This is a genomic window from Caulobacter vibrioides OR37 (assembly GCF_000372645.1).
GTDB classification, from domain to species: domain Bacteria; phylum Pseudomonadota; class Alphaproteobacteria; order Caulobacterales; family Caulobacteraceae; genus Caulobacter; species Caulobacter vibrioides_E.
The window spans coordinates 89581-111434 of the sequence record NZ_APMP01000010.1; the positions used below are offsets into that span (position 1 = coordinate 89581).

Here is a 21854-nt window from a genome sequence, read left to right on the forward strand (position 1 = left end):
TCAGATATTTAGAGCGCGTTCGAGCGGCTTTGCGCGCCGGCCTTGGCGACCTCGACGGCGTACACATGATTGGCCCCATGCATGTTCGAGGTGAAGACGATCCACTTCTGGTCGGGGGTGAAGGTCAGGTTCGGCTCAAGACGGTAGTCGTGAGCCGACATGTCCACCAGCCGCTCGCTAGCCATCTTGTCCACGGTGATCAGGTCATCGGTGTAGAACTGGGTCGCCGCGTCGCGGATGGTCTCGGGCCGGAAGGCGTAGATCCATTTGCCGTCGGGCGCGTGGGCGACCATGTCGGCGTCGCCGCCGTCGCCGGCGAACAGCTTGCCGTCGGGCGCCACGTTGTAGTGAACCGACCACTCGTTCTGCTCGACCCGGCGATAGAGCTTCCTGCCCGTCACCAGTTCGTGGCCGGCGATCCAGAACACCTGGCCGCGCGGGGTCTGCAGATCGTACCAGATCCATTTGCCGTCGGCCGAGAAGAACTCGTGTCCGGCGATCTCGAAGTTCATGGTGCGGGTATGGATCTTGGCGAGGGCCGACCCGTCGGCGCGGATCGTCCAGATGCGGTCGACGCGGTGCCAGGGCCCCTCGTGGCAGAACATCACCAGGGTCGGGTCGGTCGGCGAGAACTGAGCGTGACCCAGCCACTTTTCGGAGGCGTGGACGACCTTGCGCTCGCCGGTCTTGAGATCGACCGTGAAGATCTCCATGGGCGTCGGCGTCTCGAAGCGCTCGGTCATCCGCACGCCCTTGGCCTTGGCGAACGACAGCGGCTTTCCGTCGGGCCCCAGCGCGGCGTACTCCGCCTGGCCGAAGCGCTTGAGATCGTCGGCGGTCTTGGGCTGCAACGGCTTGCCGCCATAGGTCACGACGCCCAGCAACAGCGTCTCGTCGGCGTTGATCGACGTGATCCCGCCCTGGGCCAGCTTCGCCACGACCTTGGCTTCGCCGCTGTCGATATCGAGGGCGTGGATGGTCTTGGGGCGATCGGCCGGCTGACCTTCGCCAGGCGCCGTGACCGAGTAGTACAGTCGCCGCGACGCGCGTGGAAAAAAGAGCAGGTCCGCGCCCTTTGTGTTGGGCAGCGGCGTCAACTTGAAGGTCCTGAGATCCACGAGCGCGATGCCCGACGGCGTCGTGATCGCCAGCTTGTCTCCCCGCGGCGTGTAGCCGTGCTGGTGGAAATAGAGGTTCTTGCTGCCCCCCTCTTCCGACAGCCGCACGATGCGGTGACCCGTCTTGGGATCGATCCAGTCCTTGGGCGCGGGCGCGAGCGGACTCGGCGACGTTTCCCGCGCCAGGGCCGGCGCCGCCAGGCCCGCGGCGGCCAGGCCCAGAACGGTTCTGCGAGCGATCACGACTTTAACTCTCCAAAAAAATGGGGCCTGGCGGGAGGGAAGGCCGACGCCAGGCCCCAGGGAGGAGGCTCTTGAAACGTCAGTAGGTCCAGCGCACGCCCAGCAGAATCTCCCGCCCGGTGTGGCGGTAGTCGCTGACGCGGTCGGCGGTGTCGACATAGGCGTCGGTGAACTTGTCGCCGAGGTTGATGCCTTCAAGCGTCACGACGAGGTTCGGCCGCAGCTTATAGCTCGACGAGAAGTCGTAGTAGGTGCTGCCGTGCGTGCCGTGCTCGCTATTTCCGTTCGAGCCGGGGAACTGGGTGAGGAAACCGGACCGACGCGCCAGCGAGGTGCGGGCGCTGAACTTGCCGCGCTCGAAGTACAGCGTGGCGTTCGCCGTGGTCTTCGACTGGCCGGTCAGCTTGTTGTAATTCGGCGCGGCCTTCGTGCCGTAGTTCACGCTTGAGTCGACGTAGGTGAAGTTGCCGATGAAGCCGAAGCCGCGCAGGTAGTCCGGCAGAAATTTGAATGGCTGCTGGTACTGGACCTCGACGCCCTTCAGCCAGCCGCCTTCACCGTTGTACGGGTTGGTGACGTCGAAGATGTCGTTGACCGAGACGCCCGCGCTGGTGCTGAGCAGGCTCGCCGGCAGGCCCAGCGAACTGTAGACGGCGCGGGTGGTCTGGTTGGCGATGAAGCTATCGATCTTCTTGTAGAAGACCGCCACGCCGAGCAGCGATTCCGGGGCGAAATACCATTCCGCCGACAGGTCGAAATTGGTCGCGCGGAACGGCTCCAGGTCCGGATTGCCGAAGTTCACCGTGCGCGTCGAGGCGCCGACCGAGCCTCCAGGCGTGAGGCTGCCCAGGGTCGGACGGGCCATGACCTTGGCGACGCCGCCGCGCAGGATGAAGTTGTCGCGCGGCTCCAGGGTGATGTTCATCGACGGAAGGACGTCGGTATAATCATTGTTGGCCGTCAGATAGACGCCGCTGCCGATGAAGCCCCGCGAAGTGACCTTGGTGTGGGCCACGCGGAAGCCGAAGTCCGAACGCAGCGGCATGCCGCCGAAGATCGTGGCGTCGACCACGGCCTGACCGAAGCCCGAAAGGTCCTTTTCCTCGACATCGCGCGTGTCGCCCTGCAGGACGACCAGCGGGTAGCTCAGCAGGTTGGTGTAGGCCAAGGCCTTGCCGATGTCGGCGACCACGTACTTGCGATCGCCGCCCGGGAACGGAAAGTCGCGGCCGAACTCGACGATCTTGGAGAAAGCGCCCACGCCGACCACTTGGTTCGCGCCGGTCAGGACCTGGTTGCGATTGGCGCCCCGATACTTGACCACATATTGCTGGGCGTCGAGCCCGCCGCGCAGCTTCAGGTGCTGGTCGACGTCGAACTCCAGATCGCCGCCGGCGGTGCGGGTGATGTTCAGCGAGGTCTGCACCGCCGAACGCATTTCGGTCAGGGTGAACAGCGCCGGATTGGTGACGTCGAAGCCGTAGGTGATGATCGGCGTGCGGTCGTTCTGGCGACCATCATAGATGTAGCCGTTGACGTCGTTGCGATCGAGCTGGAACGAGATCTGCTCGGGCATGCGGTAGTCGGAATTGGCCACGCCGATGCGGGCCTGGCCGCGCAGCCGGTCGCTGAACGCGTACTTTCCGGCCAGGGTGACCTGGCTGAAGGTGGTGTGATCGCGCTGCGTGCCGTTCTCCGAGCGGACGTCGACCTTGTCGAACACCCCATAGGTGAAGGTGTTGCGGTCGTTGATCGCGTAGTCGCGGACGATGGTCGCGCCGACGCCCGCCGCGTTCGAGCGACTGAACGAGATGGCCTCCAGGTTCGGGCTTTCGGTGAACTGGTTGAGGTCCGAATACAGGACGTCCAGCGACAGTTCCGCCTTTGAACTCGGCCGCCACTGGGTGGAGAAGGTGACGCCCAGGCGTTCGGAGTCGATCTTGGAGGCGGTGTAGCGCGGGATGCGCGGGTAGAAGGCGTTCTGAACCTTCGCAAGCTCAGCGGGCGTCGCGCACTTCGAGCAACCGGCGAAGTTGTCGCTGGCGTCGGCGCCTTGCCAGCGCGTCGTATTGAAGCCCTCGGCCACCGGCTGGCGCTTGGAATAGGCCACCGAGGCCAGCACGCCGAAGGTCTTGTCCGGGTTGGACCAGCTGAGCAGGCCGGCCGCCCGCGGCAGGACGCGGTCGGTGATGCTGTTCAGGCTGCCTTGGGCCGACGCGGCGGCCTTGAAGCCGGTGTAGTCGAAGGGGCGACCGCTCTGCAGGTCGACCGTCGCGCCCAGCGATCCCTCGGCGATGTCGGCTGACTGGGTCTTGCGCACCGTGATGCTGTTGAAGAGTTCCGAGGCGAAGACGTTGAAGTCGAAGCCGCGGCTGCGATTGCCGCCGCCCGTGGCGATGGCTTCCACGCCGTTGATGCGCACGCGGGTGAAGTCGGCGTTCAGGCCGCGCACCGAGATCTGGCGACCTTCGCCGCCGACGCGATCGATGGTCACGCCCGGCAGGCGCTGGATGGCTTCGGCCAGGTTCTGGTCGGGAAAGGCGGCGATGTCCTCGGCCAGGATCGCGTCGATCGCGCCGATGCTGGCGCGCTTGGCGCCCAGAGCCTTGCCGAGGCTAGAACGGTAGCCGGTGACGATGACTTCCTCGACCTGGGTCTGGCCCGAGGCTGGGGGAGCGGCGGTCTGGGCGGAAGCTTTGCCAGCGCTGGCAAAGCCAGCAATGGTCATGGCCGCGCAAGAGACCAGCAGACGCGCCTTGAAGGTGCTCGACATCATCCTGTGTTTCTTCCCAAACGGCGCTTTGACACCGGTGTCTTCATTGCCCACAATTTTTCATATTGTGGGATATTTATCCATATATTGCTCACTATCGCGAAGAAACGCAACCCCCCGTTTTGCCATTTGGCCAGGATGTCCGGGAAATTGACATGCCGAGAGGGAGCGGTGGCTCGGGCGACGGACGCGCCGCGGCCGCGCCAAGAGCGCGTTAGGTTTAAGTGTGAGCGACCGCACCGCTCAACCGCGCTCTAGGGAAGCCGCTTAAAGCCTTCAGCGCGAACGGTCCACTTGCCGTTCTTCGGGAAGCCCGGCGCGGGCCCCTTCGAGCCGTCCCATCCCCCCGCCATCATCGCGACGGCCGCCAGCAGCGAGCCGTTCGACGGGAAATAGGTCTCGGCGGCTCGCGTGTAGCCAGGGCCGTCAGGACCGACCTCGCCCCCCTCCCCGGCCTTGGGCACGAAGGCCTGGGCGTGTTCGTCCAGATGCACGCGGGGCGTCATGCCCGACACGCCGAACTTGTTGTTCTTGGCGTCATAGAACAGCCAGTCGACGGCCTTCTCGGGCTCGTTCAACCGGGCGGCGGTCATCGCCGCCATCGGATAGTCCCAGCCCCAGGTCTGGCGCAGGTCCCAGTCGCTCTCCACCGCCCGCAACGTGCGCCGCATGGTCTCCGGATCCGCCTTGCCGGGGATCAGGCCATAAGCCATCAGGAACGAGGGGTGGTCGCGGTTCATGCACTGGGCGCCAACGGCGCGCCTGGAACACGGCTGGCTCTTGGCGACGGTCCAGAAGTCGGGCGCGGACTCCGCGGGCAGGTATAGTCCATCCTTGGTCGCCAACGGGGCGAGACCCTTGATCACCGCGTCCCATTCGGGCTTGCGCGCCAGGCCGGCGCGCAGGCGCCATCGCTGCGCCGTCTCCAGGCCCCATCGGTAGTATTCCAACTCGAACGCGGGATTGAAGGTCGTCAGCGGATCGTGGTTTTCCTGCACCGGAATGATCGGCGGACCGATCACGAAGCGGCCCTTGTCGTCGCGATGCGGGAAGCTGGCCAGCAGGTCGGCGGTTTCGGAGACCAGTTGGCCGTACTTGGCCAAGGTCGCCTTGGTCGGCTTGTCACGCCAGATCAGCTCCGACATCCAGATCGGATGCGGTTGCTGCCACATGATGAAGGGCGAGACCTTGCTAGGACTGTCAACGCCGTCAGGTCCGACCATCTTGGGCCACCAGGCGCCTTTCAGGCCGTGACTAGCGGCGCGAGCCTTGGCGTCCTTCAGATGACCAATGTACCAGGGCAGGCTACGCTCGAGATATTCCGGCTTGTTCCAAAGCGCGAAATGGCCAGCGTGCCAGGCATGCATCTCGAGATGGAACTTGCCATTCCAGCTGTTTGAGAACAGCCCTTCCTCCTGCGGCGGGACCTCGCCGGCGCCGTTCAGGGCCATCAGATATTGCGACAGCACGACCCGCCGCTCCAGCTCGGCGGCGCGCGGATCCGCGCTCCCCGAGAAGTCGACGGCGGCGCCTTCGGTCCAATAGGATCTCCAATGCGATCGCGTCGCCTGATCGGCCGCCTTCACCGTCGGCAGCTTCGGCAAGGCCTGGCGCGAGAAGGCGACCTCGAGGCCCAACGTCCGGCTCCTGGCCTTGGGACCGACGACATAGGCGTGCGGCCCGGCCGCCGTGAAGTCCACGGCGCGATCGGCTTGCAGAGCGGCGAAATAGCGCGTGGCGTCCAACCGACGCGCCACGTCCAGGCGCGCGGCGCCCTCGGCCGTCACCTTGGTCGTGTGCAGCGCCGGATGGCTCCAGTCGGAGGGATCCGGGTTCAGCGTCCTTGAAACGCCCGGGAACTTCACCGACAGCTTCAGACGCCCCTGCTCGACCAGGGCGGACTCCACATCGACGACGATCATGTCCAGTGTCGGATGCACCTGCGTGCGAACCGTCACGGTCTGGCCATCATAGACGAAGCGGCTGGTCAGAACGCCGGTCCAGAGATCGAGCGTCTGCTCCGTCCCGGTGAGGTCCTCGAACCTAGCCAGATTGCCAGCCCGATCCCGCAGATCCAACCCCACGCGACCCAGCGAAAAGCGGTGGGGGTTTTCGCGTAGATAGGCCATGGCCGGGCGGCTCTCGGCCTCGCTCCAGTCCTTCATATAGGCGTAGGGCTGCTTGGTCCCGCGCACGTCGATCGGCGTCGTGACGTCGGCGTAGCTCCAGTTATTCGGGTTCGGAAAAGCGTGCCAGGCCCACTGCGCCTCCGTCAGGAGCGGCGCGAGCTTGGAATAGGCTTCCGGAAAGGTCTGCAGGCCCGTGATGTCGGCGGTGAACCCGATCTGGCCGTTGCCGACCATCAGAGGCGCGGAAGGGTCGACCTTGGCCAGCTTGACATTGTGGCGGGTGACGAGCGCGTGGCGGTCGATGGGCTGGGCCACAGCTGGCGCGACCAGAACAAGGGCGGCCAAGCCGGCCAGAAGCGCGCTTCGCATCATCTACTCCCAGAACGCTTTGTCCGCGGTTGGACCACGGTTGAACGCCACGTCTACCACTTCGGGCCGGCGCCCATTACGCATTTTATAGGATCGCATCTCATACTGTACGATTTCTAGCGATCGAGGCGTCGCCGAATGAAGACGCCTCGATCGGAGCGGTCTTTAGGGCAGGCCAAATCTCAGGGCGGGCTCGGAGATCAGGCCCGACGGCAAGGGTTTCAGCGCGCTCATGTTCTGCGGTTGGAAGCGGTCGCCGTAGACCCGCCGCAGGGCCGTATAGTCAGTCGGCGGACGGCCAGCCAAGCTGTTGATCGCGGTATTGTAGACGCGGATCTCCAGGCGATTTCGTCCAGCCCTCAGCCATGGCTTCACGTCCAGCCAGAATGGCGCGCACCAGATCGCGCCGGCCCGCTGGCCGTTGACAAAAACTTCGGCCGCGTCACGGACCGGCGCGTCGTATTGGGCGTAGTAGCCCGGCCCTTCGCGCTCGGTCGCGGCGCCGGGACCGCCCTGCCCCAGGTCGAGCATGATCACCGGCGCGGTCAGGTCCGTCGCCATCAGCTCGACCTCCCGAGTGTAAGTTCCGCGGCCGGAGAAGTGCTGAAGCGACGGCGCGTCGGTCCAGGACCCGAAGGCCCGCACCGGAAGCTCCCGCGCGTTGGCGCCGACCCGCAAACGCCATCCGCCCGACAGGGGAAAGCCACGCGCGCCGGCGGGAAAACTCTCGCTCGACGCGGGAAGGTCTCGACCAAAGACGAAGACCCGCGACTCGAACGGCGCCAGACGGATCTCGTCGCCCGGTCGGAAGTCGTCGATCGTTCCGGTGACCGGGCTCCAGGCCTGACCAAGCTTGGACGCCGCGCCGAAGGCCAGCGGCGCGGCGATCGGGGCGTTGGTGGTGTTGGCGACGAAATAAAGATCGCCGTCCGCGAGGCGACGGTGGACATAGCCCACGCCCTTGGGCGCCTGGCCAAGATCGGGCGGCAGGAAGCGGTTGAGCACGCCGATCAGTCCCGCCTCGTCGGTGATGGCGGCCCGCTTGGCGCCGAACACCGCCTTGGACAGGGCGTTGACGCGTCGGCTCCGGGCCTCGGCGTCCTTCAGGCCCGGCGCCGTGGACGGCGGCGCGCCAACGGCGATGACGACACCGCCGGCCTCGGCGAAGGCTCGGATCCGCTCGTAAACTTCGGGCGCGATCCGCTGGATGCGCGGCAGCAGCAGGACGTTGTATTGGATCCCCCGCCGCAGGACGGCGTCACCGTCGATCAGGTCGAAGTTGTAGCCGCCGTCGATCAGCCCTTCGACAATGCCGACCGGAAGCGTTTCGCGCAGGGCGTCGTTGATCGAGACGCCCTTGCCCGGCTTGAAGCCGGACATGATGTCCTCGGTGGGCGCGTAGATCGCGACATCGGCGACATTCTCGCCCTGGCGCAGCAGGTGGCTGAGGCGCTGGAGGTAGAGATTCACATCCGCCATCACCGGCCACCACGGATTATGGTCGTTGAACACCGCGGCGGCATAGAGCGCCCAGCCAGGCTCGGCGACCTTTGGCGGCGAATAGGGCCAGCCATGAACAACGAACTGGTTGACGCCTTGCAACATCAGCACGTCGGCCTCGGCCTTGATGTCCAGCGGCGTCGCTCGAAAGGCGCCCTTGTGCAACCAGGTGAAGCTCTCGGCCGAGGTCACCGGCTGGCCGTAAAGGTGGTTGGCCGAGCTGGCCCAACGGGTCGAGCTCGCCTTGCGCCACTCCGCGCCCTCCCCCTCCGCCAGATCGACCAGGCGGTTGGCGGACAGGGTCACGGCCGGCGTCCCGTAGGTCTGCGACCGGAAGAGGGTTTGGCGCGACTTGGCCCACGCGCTCACCTGGGTCAGGTAGCGCTCGCTGATCAGCTCCGAAAGGGTCAGCCCCCAGTCATGGCGGACGCCGGCCGAGCGGCCGGTGTCGTGGAACAGATCCAGCAGATAGGGCGTCAGGTCGTAGCCCCGGCGAGCCTCGAACTCGGGCAGCAGATCGTCCGTCCAGTTGGCCCCATAGACCTCCAGGCTGTCGCTGAAGACGGCGTAAGGACGGTCATCGCCAAACGCCGCCAGCAGCGGTTCGCCCACGGCCTCGAGATGCTTGCGGACGGCGCGGGCGTTCAGGTGGTCAAGCACGAAGCCCTCGGCGCCGACCGACGCTCGCTTGACTTGCTGGCGGGTCCGCGTTTGCAGAACGAGATAGAGGGTCCGCGTCGTCTCGGCCTTGACGAACAGGGCCCGCGAGCCGTCGATCGTGGCGGCCCGGGCGTCGTCCGGCGAGGTTCCCACGAAAGCGGCCACATAGCGCTGGCCCGTTTCAAGCGCCGGCAGATCCACGGCCTCGACGCCGCTGGGCGCGGGCAGGTCCAGCTTGACGATGCGGGCGGCGGCCAGTTCGGCATCGATGTGGGGCCCGCCAAAGGGCCAGCCGGACCCGAGCGTGATGTCCGCGCGCAAGCCCTCCGCCCTGCCCGTCCGCGCCGCGACAGTGACCATGTCGAGAAAGTCTTTCGACAGATAGGGCTTGTTCCGCACGCCCAGCTTGGGATCGTCCAGCGACAGCGGATAGACTGGCTGGATTTCGAAGCCGCTGAAGCCGCCAGCCTTCATCGCCTTGATCTCACGGACGATCTCTTCGGCCTCGACGGCGCCGCCAAACCACCACCAGCGGGCCATGGGTCGGCTTTCGGGTGGCGGCCGGACGAAGCTATCCGCCAATCGCGATAGACCAGCCCGGTCAGCCGCGTGCGCGGACACGGCGGCGACCAGGCCCAGCGCGCTGGCGCCGAGCAGAAATCCCCGACGTGAGGCTCCGTTTGCCGGCATGGTGTCTTAAACTCCAAGGCCCAGCCTCCTTCGAGGCCAGGCCTGTCTTCGAACTTAGAACTGGGCGATCAAGCCGAAGTAATAGCGGCGACCGAGGTAATAGGTGTCGTAGATGTAGGGCGTACCCCCGCCGATGTTGCGGTACTTCTCCGGCGTGTAGCGAGACACGCTGTCGTCGAGCAGGTTCTTGCCCTCGGCGAACAGCTGGAGCCGCGAGGTCAGCTTGTAGGACGCTCGCGCATCCAGCGACTTGTTCCCCGTCTTGAAGATCGGCGAGACCATCTTGTAGTACGACGTCGCCGCGCCGCCGAGGGCCGTCGGCACGCGGTTGATGCTGGCCGAAGCGTCGGTGCGATCATAGTAGAAGTCGCGGCGTTGATAGGCCACGCGCGCGTTCAGACGCCCATCGTCGTACCAGAAGTTCAGGTTATAGGTGTAGTTGGACTGCTTGGTCGGCGGCAAGGCCTTGCCCGTGAACAGGTCGACGACCGTATTGGTCTCGTTCGACCTATTGCGCGCGTAGTTGAAACCCGCGCCGGTGTATTTCAAGCGCCACGGCAGGAAGGTGAACGCCGTGCGGCCCGCCACTTCGAAACCCTTCTGCTTCAACCCGCTCGGGCCGTCCATGTAGGTGTCGACCGTGTAGGTCTCGCCTTGGATCTCGTAGCCGTTGATCGTGGTGGTGTCGGGATAGCCCGACTTCACGTCGATCGCGAAGAAGCCGACGCTCAGCTGGGTGTCGCGGTTCGGATACCACTCCGCCGACAGGTTCTGGGTCGTCGCGGCGTAGCCCTTCAACTGCGGATTGCCGATGCGGCCAGAGCAGTTGTTGGCCGCGTCGCCGCGGATCGTCGCGCCGGCGTCCTCATCGTCGACGTTCGGGTCGTTGAACTGATTGGGATATTGCGCGATCAGCTTCTCGATGGCCGCCCGGGTCGTGGCGTCGATCTTGCTGCAGGTCGCCGCCGAGTTGCCCGTCAGCTGCAACATGCTGGGCCGCGCGCGCTGCTTGGCGATCGAGTAGCGGACCACGAACTGATCCTCGATCGGCCACAGCGCCAGATTGAAGCTGGGCAGGAAGTCGTTCGACTTGCGGCTGATGCTGGTCTGCTGGCGCGAAACGAAGGTGCTGTTGATCACCTTGTTCGGATCGACGGTCTGGCCGGCGTTAAGGGCCGCCAGGATCGCCGGATCGATGGTGAGGTTGTTGATGACGATCGAGGGCTGTCCATTGACCTCGACCTGCTGATAACGCACGCCGAAGTTGCCCGTGACGGGCATCCAGCCCAGGCGCGTCTCGAAGTCGACCATGGCATAGGCCGAGGTCGTCTTCTCGTTGGTCGAATAGGACGGTCGCTTGTACGTCTTACCGTCGGAGGCGAGGCAGCTGTAAAGGCAGCTGGGATTGTGGCGGCTAAGATCGGCGTACTGACCCAGCTCGTTGAAGAAGGTCTGGAAGTTGAAGGCCGACCAGCTGTCGAGCAGGTTGCCCCGGCCCGGCATCCCGCCGAAGAACTGGCCGCCAGGAATGTCTTGCAGGCTGTTGTTGATCAGCGACTGATACTGAGCCTGTGTCAGGGTGTAGGTGCGGTACTGCTGGTCCTTGACGGTCGTGCTAGGCCGGTTGGCCGTTCCGAACACGCAAGGCGCGCTGGCGGGGGCCGCCGAAGGGACGCAGTACTGCAGCAGGTCCAGGCTGCGCGCGCGATAAAGGGTCACGCCAGGCGCGATGTCGAAGCTGTCTTCCCGCCAGGTGTTGTTGTCGTGGTCGCGGCGCTGCAGACCGAACTTGAAGGTCTTCAGCGGACCGAAATGGTCGAAATCGCGCGTGACGTCGATCTGGTAGTTCAGTTCAGAACTCTTGTCGGCCTGCGGCGTATATTCGAGTTGCGAAGTGGCGCTCAGTCCATTGGCGCCCAGGACCGGATAGTAGGCAGCGGCGCTGGTCAGATCGACCGATGACGGCGCGAACATCGTCCAAAGGCCGTTTTCGGGAACCATCTGGAAGGTCGCCTGCGGGATCGAGGCGACGAAACTGAACGCCTCATCCTCGCGCTTGCTCTTGGCCAAGGCGTACTGGGCGCGGGCCTTGACGGTCCAGGCCCCCTTGTTGAAGTCCGCGCCGGCCTGCAGGTAATGCTGCTGGTCTCGCCGTTCGATATAGCGATCCTGCGAGGTCCAGTTCAGGGTCGTCGAGCCGTTTCCCCGGATCAGATCGTACTGCGTGACATAGTGGTTCGCATTGACCGTCACGTTCCGCATGCTGGTCGTCAGGACGCCCGCGGCGCTGGTCGAGCCGGTCGGGCTGGCGACGCTTAGGTTGAAAGCGTCGGAATTCTGACGATTGATGTTGGGGTTGTACGACGCGAAGACCGTCAGGTCGTTATTGACGCGAAAGTCGGCGCGAAACTGAGCCGAGTAGCGTTTGTCCTCGCGGACCCCGCGGCTGAAACGCACCAGCGAGGGGACGAAATCCTCCCACTGCGCGAAGCAGTTCAGACGGGAATCCGGCTGTCCGGCCGCCGGCGCCCCAAGGGCGGCGCAGCCGGCCTTGGTGGTCACCGCCGCCGCGCGAGGGTCGTAAGGCGTCGAGAAACTCTTGTTCGGCGAGTTGTCCTGGTCGCCGAGCGGCAGATAGCCGGCCTGCTTGTCCGAGACGCGCGCGGTGTCGGTCACCGTGCGCGCATCGTCGTAGGTGAAGTTGATCAGGATTCCGAGGCGATCGTCGAAGAATTTGCGGGTGGCGAACCCGTTGATGCGCGGCGTCCACTTACTCTCCAGGGAATTGTTCTGGTACTGGACGTTCAGCTTGGCCGTGGGCTTGGAGAAATCCAGGCCGCCGCGCTGCTCGATGCGCACGGTCCCACCGACGCCGCCCGGCGTCATGTCGGCGGTCTGGCCCTTGATCACGTCGACGCTCTTGATCAGGTCCGAAGACATGTCGCCCAGGCTCGTCACCGAGCGGCCGTCCTGGCTGCTGGTCGACAGCATCGACATGCCATCGACCTCGACCCGCACCAGGTCCGCGCCCTGGCCCCGGATGGTGAAGCCGCCCTGCTGGCCGTCGTCGGCGACGTCCAGCGCGACGCCGGCGATGCGGGCGACGGCTTCGCCGACGTTCTTGTCCGGGAAGTTGCCGACGTCATCGGCGACGATCGAGTCCTGGTTGGTGGCCGCGCGCTTCTTGCGCTGGATCGCCGACTGCTCGGCCTTGCGCGCCCCCACGACGACGACCTCCTCGACTTGCTCGCCGGCGGGCGGCGAGGCGGTCGTGGGCGCGACGCTCTGGGCGCGGCCCACGCTCGCGGCCCCGGCGGCCAGCGCTAGGATCGAGGCGCCAACCGTCAGCTTCACGGCGACGGCGTCCGCGGTAATTGCGAGTTTCATCTGTTCCCTGCCCCCGGCCTCGCGGCCTTTTGTTTTCGTGTCTCGACAGGCGCGCCGCGTTTTCACGGTCACGCCCATGGATCTTCCCGGCCGCCCCACCCCCGTGGGAAAGACCCCCCCTTTCGCGTCCAGTCGATGTCGTCCTGGTCCTCGCCGCTCAGGCGCCAGCCGCCCTACGGGTTGGCGGGCGCCCAGCGCTCATAGGCGTCCAGCGCCTTCTGAGGGCCGGCCGAGTACCAGGAATAGCCGTTGCGGCGCCCCTTGGAGATCTCGTTGACGTCGTCATGGATCGTCTTGCCCCAGTCGCCGAAGATCGGCTGGCCGGTGCGAATGTCGTAATTGCGCGACCAGATCGGACCCGCGCCGGGCTTATCGATCAGCTTGCGCCCCTCTTCGTCGCTCACCTTGGTGAAGGCCTTGTCGTAGATCGCATGGGCCTTGAGCCACGCCACGCCGGCATGGATCGCGCCTTTTACTTCTGGCGTTGGCTTGGGCTGGCGCATAAGGAACAGCAGGATGTCGGTGCTTTCGCCGCTGGCCAAAGACCGCATCTCGTAGTCGCGGGCCGAGCTGGGCTTCAGCGTCAGCGGGTCGACCTGCTGCGGCCACAAGGTCTTCTTGCCGTCGACCACGACCTGGGAATCCAGGATCGGCCGAATGGCGCGAGCGGACGCCTCGCCGGCGGCCCTGCGCAAGCTCGGCGACGCGAAGGCGAATTCGGGCCGAGCCTCTGCGACGTCCTCCAGGATCATCGCGGCCTCGGCCACGGCGTTATCGTTGAACGTCACGGCGTCGTGGAACCCGCCTTCGATCGGATAGATCTGCGGCCAGCCGCCGTTCGGGTACTGGGCCGCCAGCAGGTATTTGACACCCCTGATGATGCTGGCGCGATAAGCGTCGCCGTCCTTGCCGGGAAGCTGCTGCTGGACCTTCGCCAGGAAGCGCATCTCGGTCGTGGTGGCGTCGTTGTCGAGCGTGCCGACAAAGGTCCAAAAGCGGTCCTTGGGAGCATCGAAACTGTCGTCCAACGCCATGTGCTCGGCGTTGTTGGCGTAGCGCTGGCCCTTCAGGCGCGGCGGCTTGGTGCGGTCCTGGTTCTTGCTCCAGCCGCCGGCTGGCGTCTGAAAACTGAGGATCGTGTCGGCGATCGCGCGGGCGTCCGGGCCGGCGTACCACGCGGGGTCCCTGTCGAGCGGCATGTGGCCGCTGCCCGCCTCCGGCGGCGGAGGCGGCTGTTGGCCGGGCGCGAGCTCGGCGGCCAATGTCGCCTTGTCCGTCGCCATCTGGGCTTGCGAACGCTTGATGTAGGCGGCCCAGGCGGCGCGCTGCGCGGGCGGCAGCTCCGAGAGACGCTCCAGGGTGAGCGATTGCGCGGGCTGGTTCTTGCCGATCACGGCGGCGTGGACGACGGTCGACTGGGCGAACGCCGTCAGGGCGGCGACGCAAACGCCGCCGACCAGTCCCGAGCGACCAAGGATCATCCTTACGGTCGTACCGATCCGTCCGTCTTTCCGCATCACTTCCTCACCTGACCGTTTTTCTTGGGACACCGCCGATGCGCTGACCGGGCTCACCGCGATCGCCGCGACGCCGGGCGCGCTTCACAGCACGTAAATCCCATATTTTGGTATAGTTAGTCACATCATGGAAATACCTTGCTCGGCGGAAGTCAACCACCGATGGAACAAATTTCATCCATGCGGATCGGCTGCCCCTTTTCACCCAGCGTTTCCATGAATTCAGCGCTGAGCGGGCGAGCCCCCCGACGGGCGCGCGCGGTGTTTTTCCAAGTCGAAGGCGACCCCGCGAGGCTTATTCGCGCATCGACGTCCAGCGAATCCAGACCCCGGAAGAGGGTCTGGCTGCCGCTGGGGGCCTTGGGCGCCGCGTTTCGTCATCCGTAACCGGCTGCGCTCCCCTTGACGCTGGTTTCATTTTATAGCACAACTTCTCATATTGTGGAACCCAAGACGAATGGCCGACGGACCCTGATTGATCGCGCCGCCTGACCGATGGCGTGTCACAGATTGTGTTGGGGGAGGTAGGCGCGGGCCAAATCGCGTGGAGTCTTGCCGACAAAGCGCCGCCCCGCACCGCCGACCATCGTTTTTCCGCCTCGCCGAACCGGCGCAACAAAGACAAACAAGGGAAGAGACCATGACGCCCAATCCGCTGCTTGGCGTGCTGTTCCACTGGTTGGGCGGGCTAGCCTCGGCGAGCTTTTACGTGCCCTATCGCGGCGTGCGCCGCTGGTCTTGGGAGGTCTTCTGGCTGACGGGGGGGATCTTCTCGTGGCTGCTGGCCCCATGGTTCTTCGCCGCCGTCCAGACCCGAGACCTGCTCGGCGTGATGAGCCAGACCCCAGGAACCATCGCCGGCCTTTGCATCCTTTTTGGCGTCCTCTGGGGTTTCGGCGGCCTGACCTACGGCCTGACCATGCGTTATCTGGGCCTGTCGCTGGGCATGGCGGTGGTGCTCGGCCTCTGCACGGTGTTCGGCACCCTGATCCCGCCGATCGTCCAGGGCGACTTCGCCGAGAAGCTGCTGAACAACGCCTCGGGCAGGATCATTCTGTTGGGCCTGGCCATCACCCTGGCGGGCATAGTCGTTGTGGCGCTGGCGGGGGCGCGCAAGGACGCCGCGCTCTCCGAAGACGCCAAGAAGGCCGTCATCGCCGAGTTCGATTTCAAGAAGGGGGTCGCCGTGGCCATTTTCTCGGGGATCATGTCCGCCTGCTTCGCCTTCGGCCTGGCCGCGGGCGAGCCGATCAAGGCGATCTCCGCCGCCGCCGGCACCGGCCCCCTGTGGACCGGTCTGCCCGTGTTATGCTTGGTGATGTTTGGCGGCCTTCTGACCAATGGGCTATGGTGCGGCTACCTGATCGCGCGCAACAAGAGCGCCGGCCAATGGCTGGGCAAGAGCGTGGAGGCCGACGCGCCGAAGCCGCCGCTCCTGGTCAACTATCTGCTCTGCGCCCTCGCTGGCGTCGCCTGGTACTTCCAATTCTTCTTCTACACCATGGGCGAAAGCCAGATGGGCAAGTTCGGCTTTTCCAGCTGGACCCTGCACATGGCCAGCATCATCATCTTCGGCACCGTTTGGGGCTTCGCCCTACGCGAATGGAAGGACGCTCGCCCAGCCGTGAAGGCCACGGTCTGGAGCGGCGTCGCCCTCCTCATCGTCGCCACCATCGTCATCGGCTACGGCAACAAGATCGGCGCCGCCTAGGCCGTGCATCGCGTCGGCTCTACCAAGCATACCTTTCGGGAAATGAGCCTCAGACTACAATCATATCGCTATGACGTTGATTAAATGGCGAAACCATGTCCCCGCCGACTGCACGCAGAAAGGCCAAGCTGGTTACAGCCGCCAGAGACGCGGCAAGCTCAACCGAGCGCCCGCGAACCATTTGAAATCATTAGGAGAAAATGGCGCGCCCGGAACGATTCGAACGTCCGACCCTCAGATTCGTAGTCTGCGGAAACCATTAACCATTTCAGGCTGTTAGAATTTACAGCCGAAAATCGATTTCGCGCGCTGCCGGCTGGGTGCAGCTGGCTGTTCGGTTGAGGTGAAAACCTGAAGACAGCTCGTGGAAGATAGCACTTTGGCGGCCCGGCGGTAAACCGGCGCCCGCCTAGACCCTGAACGCCCTCTCGATCTCCGAACACCGATCGGCGATTTCCTGGGTCGACGCTTTAAGGACGCCGACACTACCGGCAAATCTTGGCCAGTCCGCAATCGCACCCCGCACTTGGTCAACGATCTCAGCTACCAGCGCTTTTGGGATGCCATGACGGCTAGCCAGCTTCTCGAAGTGGCTGCGCGTGGGGCTTCTGAGGGGTCCATTCGAGCTGGGCGAGACCGCCTGCCATGGCCAGCCTGGCTGTCGGCAAGCTTTCAGCTTCCTCGGCAAACTGGAGGCCGACTAGGAGGGGCGCCCCCCTAGCCAATCTCATTGTCCACTCCCCTTACGAACACGCTGCGGCAGAGATGGCTTGGCTTGCTCCATCAGCAATTGGTCGAGACTGGATGCGGCCGGCGGGGGGAACAGTTGCTCCACTCCCTCCTCACAACGAAGCATCATGGCCGCCTTGACCATATCCTCTATCGACGCGCCCCCCTGCCCTTCCAACCTTCGCCAGGTGCGGTAGGCAACCCCGGCCCTGGTGGCGGCTTCCTGCTGAGTGAGGCGCATCGCGACCCGCCGAGCCTTAATGCGAGCGCCAAGCTCAGCCTGAATTTCGGAAGCAGTTCTGATCATGGTCCATATATGGACAATTATGCCAGGATTTCAAATTTAATTGTCCACATAGGGACACTATGAGGGCCAGAGGCAATTCACAACATTTTGCGGCCAATATGGATGCCTTTTACCACAATACACCAATCCAGCCCTCAACCCCGCTGTGTATTCGACGGCATTCGAAATGCCAATTCGCTGAATAAAGTTCAAAACAATTCGGATTTCTTGACGAATATCGATCTTCGTTCAGAATGCACATGGCGCGAAATGATCGCCATTATATCCCTTCAAAAATGGAATGCGTATTGCCTATCACTATCGGCCTATCTCACGGCGGCAAAATCATTGAGGCCAAGTCGCCGCCAGGAGTCGCTGATCAGTTCCGGCGTGATCTCGGATTTGACAGCGATCTCCAGCTGTTCGCCCTGTGCGTCGTCCTCCAGGCAAGACAGCTTGAGGATGGGGCCGACGGTCGAATTGTCGCGAACCTCCTCAATAAGCCATCGCCGGCCACGAAGTTGGATGAATTCGCCCGCTTGATACGCCATGTCGCCTCCAGGTTGGTCTGGATACTGTCTGCCCGTCTTGAGCGCTAGCGGGGCGATGCGTGTTGGCTGTTGCATAAATCTTGGTGGCGGGACGATGATTGCGGCTCCCACAGAGCGACAATCGCTGAAGGCAGAGCGTGGCGCTCAGCGGTTCTTGTCCCCGCCCCGCGCTTGGTAATTTGAATGTCCGAGACCAACGACGAAGCTCTCCCGCCGCTTGAGGCCAGCATTGCTCAAGCTCTCGCGGGTAAAATTTGCGACATCATTACGGCCGCTGGGAAAGCTAATCCAGGTATGGAGGCCTCCGCAGATAGTAAAAAGCTTGTGGCCCGTCGTGTGCCGCCGTCGTGGCTGTCGAAATTCGAGCTCATGGATGGATATGGATTCGTGATTTGGGACGAGGCCATGACGGTTCTTGACCGAATTTTGGTCTACCCAGTCACAGCCAGATACCGGAAATACTTAGTGGGTGCGCCCAAAGAGGTAATTGGCGCTTGGCAATTCCATAGTCACAGCCTCCGAGTTGGAGAGCTCTATATTGTTCTTGATCGGACGGTGGCGCTGTTGGAGTTCCTGTATGTCGTTGGTCGCGACTGCGGCCTAGACGTCACTGATTGCAGGAAGTCATTCGAGAAGAAATTCAAGAAAGCGCTCGACCGTCGTCTTCGCGAGCGGCACCGCTTAGTCCACGCGCACGAGCGCCCGTCAATGACCTCGCGTATCATCGACTTTTCTGGTGGCAAGTGGGACGGCGATAAGGATGCGGCTAGAGAGGTCCTCATGAAGTTTTTCATCGACACGCTACCGAAGCTCGCGAAAGCTAGCGAGGCGGCGGGCCGCATCGCACCAAAGACGCCTGAGGATGTAGAGGCTCTGCATGAATGGGGTGCCCAGCAAGAGGCCCGTATTATGTTGAAGCTAGTTGGCGATGCGTTGCTAGGGACCCTCAATGAATCATCATTGGCACCTGCTAGCGCACCGAAAAGCTAGGCATTTTTGCTAGATCGCTCCGCTTCTGACGTCGAAGCGCTATGGTCAAGGTGTTTCCGGACTAAGTTCGAGGTGCCCGCTGCCTATGCCGTGTTTTCCCATGCGTCCGCTTGTGACGTCGAGGCTGCAGACACTCTCGCCGAGGAGGCGAGCGTGTCGGAGTTCCTCATAGCCGTATCCCTCGGGGGATGGGGGCTTCGTCAACAGTCCAAGCTGAAGCGGGGCGTCCAGGCTGGTCCGCTGCGGAGTGAGGATCGTTGGACCAAGGTCTGCGATGAAGTTGGCGGAGAGCTGGGTGGCTGACCGGCCAGACGGGCTTGGTGTTCGCGCCGAGGGTCATGAGCGATCAACGATACAGGCGGCACTGGGCAAATCCGGCTGAGCGTTCCAGTGGACACTCCCACATACGCAGCCAGTTGCCCACGATCTAGAAGTATCGGCCAGAATGGAACGGCCTCTTCCGAGACTTTATCACTGCGCTGGGTTGATATTTCAGAGTATTTTTTCAGACCTACCTCCATTCACAAATGATTTCTCCACGACCTAGATCAATGGATGCGTCAATCATGATCACGATCGATCGCGCTTTGTGGGGAGATACTGATTGCTCTGGCGAGACAACGCCAGCAATACCAGAGTCACGTTATAGGGGTTTCGTGACTCCGATGGCATCTAAATTGACTTAATTTGCTTTAACTACAAAATGTAGACAGAATTAACTTTGAACCGGAGCAGTTATAGTAGGTGTTGTCAGAATACAGCAGTCACTTTAATCCGAAATTGGACTCTTTATTCCCGCTTTGTTCTCGGCTTCGGGCATCGCAGCGCGGCTTCTGGCAAGCGGCCCCACGGACCAACGGCGCACCATCGAACGAGCCAAGCGGGCCCGAGCGGCTACACGCATGCCCTGTTAGGGACTGCTGGACACTTAGGTCGCGAATATGATTGGCCGCTGCCTTCATGAGGAAAGCGATCGAGCGACACGATCGACCACACTTGCGCCGACGGACACAATCCGCCCCGAACGCCACGCGAACGCGCGCTGTAAATGGGACTGTAAAAAGCTGTAAATCCCGCCCTCAATCACATGCCGCGTTGGTCCTAAGTGATTGAAGAAAATGGCGCGCCCGGAACGATTCGAACGTCCGACCCTCAGATTCGTAGTCTGATGCTCTATCCAGCTGAGCTACGGGCGCGCACTGCCTTGCGGCGAGGCGGGGGAGATAGCCGGTTCATTCCGGGGACGCAAGCCCGGTTTTCCGGAAAATTCGAAAAGTTTCGCGCATCGGCGTTCGGCGGACGGCGGGACCTTGCCGCGCCGGGGATCATCGGGGCGATTGGCGGCGCTCAAAGAGGATCTGGGCGTGACAGGGCCGCGGGTTTGGTGTCCATGAACCCCTTCCGGGTCGGCGGGCAGGCCGTCCCTCGCGCTGGTCAAGAGGATCCGAATGCGTCGTATCTTGTCGCCCTCCCTGCTCGCCCTGGCCGCCTGCGTCCAGTTGGCGGTCGCGCCGGTCGCGGCCCAGGCGGAATCGATTCCGCTGGCCATGCCCAAGCCCAGGCCGGCGGCCCACTCGCCGATCGCCAAGGGCATGGTGGCCGCCGCCAATCCGCTGGCCGTGCAAGCGGGCCTGCGGGTGCTGCGCGAGGGCGGAAGCGCGGTCGACGCGGCCGTGGCGATCCAGGCCGTGCTGGGCCTGGTGGAGCCGCAAAGCTCGGGCCTGGGCGGCGGCGCGTTCATGGTCTTCTACGACGCCAAGACCGGCAAGGTGACGGCCTATGACGGCCGCGAGACCGCGCCGGCCGCCGCGGGCCCGGACATGTTCCTGGGCCCTGACGGCAAGCCCCTGCCCTTCATCACCGGCCTGATGTCCGGCCGCTCGACCGGCGTGCCCGGCGCGGTGGCGATGCTGGCCCAGGCCCAGAAGGAACACGGCAAGCTCGCCTGGAAGAGCCTGTTCAAGGACGCCGAGACGCTGGCCGCCGACGGCTTCGTGGTCAGTCCGCGCCTGGCCGGCATGATCAACAGCGCTCGCGCGCCGCAGGCCAGCGCGCCCGACGCGGTGAAATACTTCACCAAGCCGGACGGCCAGCGCTACCAGGCCGGCGACGTGCTGAAGAACCCGGCCTATGCCGAGACGGTGCGGCGCCTGGCCGCCGAGGGTCCCTCGGCGCTCTACGAAGGTCCGATCGCCCAGGCGATCGTCGATCGGGTGCATCAGGGCGACCTGCCCGGCGGCATGACCCTGGCGGACCTCAAGGCCTACAAGCCGCGCTCGGCCGACGCCCTGTGCCGGCCCTGGAAGGTCTATGCCGTCTGCGTGCCCAATCCGCAGTCGAGCGGCGTCGCCCTCCTGCAGGCCCTGGCCATGCTGGAACACACCGACATCGCCAAGCGCGGCCCGACCGATCCGGTGGCGTGGACCCTGCTGGCCCAGGCCGAGCGGGTCATGTACGCCGACCGCGACCGCTATGTGGGCGATCCGTCGTTCGTCACCGTGCCGGTGCAAGGCCTGCTGGATCCGAAATACGTCGCCGAACGGGCCAAGCTGATCACGACGACGGCCGGCGATCCGCCGCCATTCGGCCACCCGGCCGGCGCGCCCAAGGTCGGCGTCGACGCCACCAAGGAGCCCGGCGGCACCACCCACTTCGTCGTCGTGGACACGAAGGGCAATGTGGTCTCCATGACCACCACGGTCGAGAGCATCTTTGGCAACGGCCGGATGGTGAACGGCTTCTTCCTGAACAACCAGATGACCGACTTCTCGTTCTCGCCGACCGAGAAGGACGGCGCGCCGGCGGCCAACGCCGTGGCGGGCGGCAAGCGGCCGCGCTCGTCGATGTCCCCGGTCATCATGTTGGACAAGAAGACGGGCAAGTTCGTCGCCGCCCTGGGCTCGCCCGGCGGCAACGCCATCCTCTCCTACAATCTGAAGGCCGTGGTCGGCGTGTTCGACTGGGGCCTGAACATGCAGCAGGCGGTGTCGTTGCCGAACCTGGTGGCGCGCGGCGACGCCTATTCGGGCGACGCGGACCTGTTCGGCCCGGCGATGCTGTCGGCGCTGAACGCGCGCGGCGTGGGGGTGAAGACCGGCCAGATCGAGGGCTCGGGCCTGCAAGGCGTCATCGTGCGCAAGGGCGGCGTTCTGGAAGGCGGCGCCGATCCGCGCCGCGAGGGCGTCGCCAAGGGCCTTTAAA

Annotated in this window: 10 protein-coding genes and 1 tRNA gene; 3 read left to right on the forward strand and 8 right to left on the reverse strand. The window is 64.2% G+C overall.

The features are described 5' to 3' along the window. Positions 1 to 8 precede the first annotated feature (8 nt). From OR37_RS10290 to pelA, 6 genes are all read right to left on the reverse strand, one after another. Positions 9 to 1361, reverse strand: a complete 1353-nt coding sequence (locus tag OR37_RS10290) for an oligogalacturonate lyase family protein (protein WP_004619277.1) — start codon at positions 1359 to 1361, stop codon at positions 9 to 11. Between the two features lie 79 nt (positions 1362 to 1440). Then, positions 1441 to 4137, reverse strand: a complete 2697-nt coding sequence (locus OR37_RS10295; protein ID WP_004619279.1) for a TonB-dependent receptor — start codon at positions 4135 to 4137, stop codon at positions 1441 to 1443. 251 nt (positions 4138 to 4388) lie between these two features. Continuing rightward, a complete protein-coding gene (locus tag OR37_RS10300) occupies positions 4389 to 6632 on the reverse strand; it encodes a hypothetical protein (RefSeq protein WP_004619281.1) in 2244 nt (747 codons plus the stop codon). A gap of 165 nt (positions 6633 to 6797) precedes the next feature. Continuing rightward, positions 6798 to 9482: a glycosyl hydrolase gene (locus OR37_RS10305; protein WP_035017205.1), complete on the reverse strand. Its 2685-nt coding sequence runs from the start codon at positions 9480 to 9482 to the stop codon at positions 6798 to 6800. Between the two features lie 54 nt (positions 9483 to 9536). Further along, entirely contained in the window at positions 9537 to 12869 is a 3333-nt protein-coding gene (locus OR37_RS10310; RefSeq protein ID WP_035017207.1) for a TonB-dependent receptor, read from the reverse strand. Between the two features lie 173 nt (positions 12870 to 13042). Continuing rightward, a complete protein-coding gene (gene pelA / locus OR37_RS10315) occupies positions 13043 to 14350 on the reverse strand; it encodes a pectate lyase (RefSeq protein ID WP_035017209.1) in 1308 nt (435 codons plus the stop codon). Positions 14351 to 15026: 676 nt separating this feature from the next. On the opposite strand from pelA, the gene rhaT reads away from it, so the two are divergent. Further along, on the forward strand, positions 15027 to 16097 hold the full coding sequence (gene rhaT, locus OR37_RS10320) for an L-rhamnose/proton symporter RhaT (RefSeq protein WP_004619291.1): 1071 nt from the start codon (positions 15027 to 15029) through the stop codon (positions 16095 to 16097). A 1341-nt stretch (positions 16098 to 17438) separates the two neighbouring features. Here the strand turns inward: rhaT and OR37_RS10330 are convergent. Beyond that, positions 17439 to 17663 carry a hypothetical protein gene (locus OR37_RS10330; RefSeq protein ID WP_004619292.1) on the reverse strand — a complete coding sequence of 75 codons (225 nt, stop codon included), beginning with the start codon at positions 17661 to 17663 and terminating at the stop codon, positions 17439 to 17441. A 183-nt stretch (positions 17664 to 17846) separates the two neighbouring features. Between OR37_RS10330 and OR37_RS10335 the strand changes: the two genes are divergently transcribed. Continuing rightward, a complete protein-coding gene (locus tag OR37_RS10335) occupies positions 17847 to 18653 on the forward strand; it encodes a hypothetical protein (protein ID WP_004619294.1) in 807 nt (268 codons plus the stop codon). A 1119-nt stretch (positions 18654 to 19772) separates the two neighbouring features. On the opposite strand, the gene OR37_RS10340 is transcribed toward OR37_RS10335, so the two are convergent. Continuing rightward, positions 19773 to 19849: transfer RNA gene (locus OR37_RS10340), tRNA-Arg, on the reverse strand. 252 nt (positions 19850 to 20101) lie between these two features. Here OR37_RS10340 and ggt point away from each other — a divergent pair. Continuing rightward, the gene (ggt, locus tag OR37_RS10345) at positions 20102 to 21853 is read left to right on the forward strand and encodes a gamma-glutamyltransferase (protein ID WP_004619296.1); all 1752 of its coding nucleotides are present in this window, start codon (positions 20102 to 20104) and stop codon (positions 21851 to 21853) included. The last annotated feature ends 1 nt before the right edge of the window (position 21854 follow it).